Annotated in this window: 1 protein-coding gene and 1 pseudogene; both read right to left on the minus strand. The window is 62.0% G+C overall.

Annotation, left to right across the window (positions count from 1 at the left end; genetic code table 11):
* A pseudogene (locus AC3IFE_RS00620) lies at positions 1 to 1,379 on the minus strand (glycoside hydrolase family 19 protein); the annotation flags it as partial.
* A 9-nt stretch (positions 1,380 to 1,388) separates the two neighbouring features.
* A partial coding sequence (locus tag AC3IFE_RS00625) for a DUF2345 domain-containing protein (RefSeq protein WP_489189266.1) occupies positions 1,389 to 2,137 on the minus strand: 749 nt, incomplete at its 5' end.

A 2,137-nucleotide genomic window follows, 5' to 3' on the forward strand; every position in this document is an offset into this window, starting at 1 on the left:
GGGAAGTTGAAGTCGCACACCCAACCGTCGATCGGCTGACCTAGCGCATTCACCCCCTCGACGTGCCACCAGTTCACCGGGTAACCCGGATTGGGATTCGGATGCTTCTCGGGAACTCGCCGATTCGAATCACGTGCCAGCTCGGCGAGCGAATACACTTGAACGGCGTCCGTCTTTCGCGACTGCGGGTCATCGCCCGGGACGAACTTGTCACCTTTGGTGCGTTGGTAAAGCACCGTGCCCGGCGCAATCCGCAGGATCGTCGGCTCCGACGGCAGGCCCAGCGCCGTCCAGTCCTCTTTTTGCGGACCGTGCTGGTTGACCCACGCGCGCCCCTGCTCCAGGAACAACTGAATGCCGTCGTCGCAGAACACTTCGATGTGCGCCATCCGGGTACCGGACATGCATTCGTTCAGCGAATCGTAGCGGCCAAGATGGCCGATCAGGTCGCCAGCCTTGATCGGTATTCCGCCTCCGGCTCCTTGCGGATCGCCCGGCCGAATCGTCTGTTCTGTCGTGACGATTACTCGGTCGAACACCAAATCCTGCATGACCTCCTCGACGGTTGGTCCACCGTTTTCCTGGCCGATAAAAACCCAGCCACCAACGGCGTCGGCCGGCTCGACATAGCTGCCAGCTTCGGGGGCAAACAGCGATGCGTCGCACATATCCGTCACTTGCCCCCAACCCTTTTCCTGCTTGCCGATGCTGACGCTCGCACCCTGCGGCAGGAGGCCAATGATTTCGCCGCGCGGATAGCTTTTTCGAACCCGCAGCCCCTGTTGCGACTCATCGGGAACCTGCCCGTTACGACCCGGCGACGGCTGGTCCTGCGCGTACTGCGTGACCTGCCATTGCCGTGGCCAGTACGACGGCTTGCTCCGCTTCGGGAAGTTTGCGTAGTCCTCCCACGACATCAGGTGCATGTACAGGCTGTAAAACGTCAGCTTCGCATCACGCGGAAACTCCATCGTATGCCGCACCAGCGCGAAGCCCGTGCTGTAAGGCGCCTGAACGGGCGTCTCGCTCCCGGCCTTGCCGAATTCGCTGACTGGATAGGTCTTGTTGGCGCGAAATGCAATCAGCGTGCCGTCGGCAATGCAGCGCAGGCCCGCGTCGATATCCAACGATTGCCCGGCGCCTGCCTCGGTGACGTGGATGCCACCATGCCACATGCCCTTGCGGCTCACGAGATACGCGCCTGATGGCTCGCGTTCGGCCAGGAGACGGTAGATCTCGTGCTCATCGGTAAATTGCGCGGAAGCCTCGGACTTGCCCCGTCCCTTTCGAAGAAACGGAAAGGCGAACGGCAGCGGTTTTATCTTGGCCGGAGCCGGCGTAGGTGATTGCGGCGTCTTCGGTTTGGGTTGAGTTGCCATGGTTGTCCGTTATTCGGAGAATCCGAAGTTCATTGCGTGCTTCACGTCGTTGACGGGTGCCGCAGCCCATGTCGGGAATTTGAAACTGCCGCCGTCAGGGTCGACGACGGTCAGATTCCCCTTGAGTTCGATTTCTCCAGCGGGACTGCCGAGAATGATCTTGCCGCCCGAGAGCTTGATGTAGGCGCCGGCCCCATCGCCGAGCGTGACGCCTTTGCGACCGGTGATGATCACTTCGCCATCCGATGAGCTCGCTGTCATGTCCTGCATCGACATCAATTCCATCGCGTCGGACTGCGCCTGCAGCTGGACCTTGCCTTTCGCTGCGAAGATGCGAATCCCGAGCTTCGCTGCAAAAAGCGAGATCGCCTCACCGGCCGCCACTGCGATACGCTTCATCACGCCGATGTCGAGCCCGTCGCCGGCGGTCACAAACATCTGCTTGCGGGCGGCAAGCTGCATCTGCTGCCCGCTGACGAGCCCGACGCCGTCGGGAGCGGTTGCGACGAGGACCGGCTTCTGAAGCCGTTGGAGCTTTTGCTGGATCAACACGCGCTGTTGATCGATGTCGGCCTGTAGCGCCTTTGCCGCGTTCGCCGAGTCGTTGAGTGCACTCAGGATCTGTTCGGCCTGCTCAAGCGTCGCGTCGGCGTCCTGCATCGCGAGCTGCGGGCCTGCGGCGTTCGGCTGTCCTTCCGCGCTAACCAACACGCCCTTCGATCCCCGAATCGCCGCCGGGCCGTCGGTGCGCAACTCCG

This window comes from Burkholderia sp. APQ4-4ca (genome assembly GCF_057837105.1).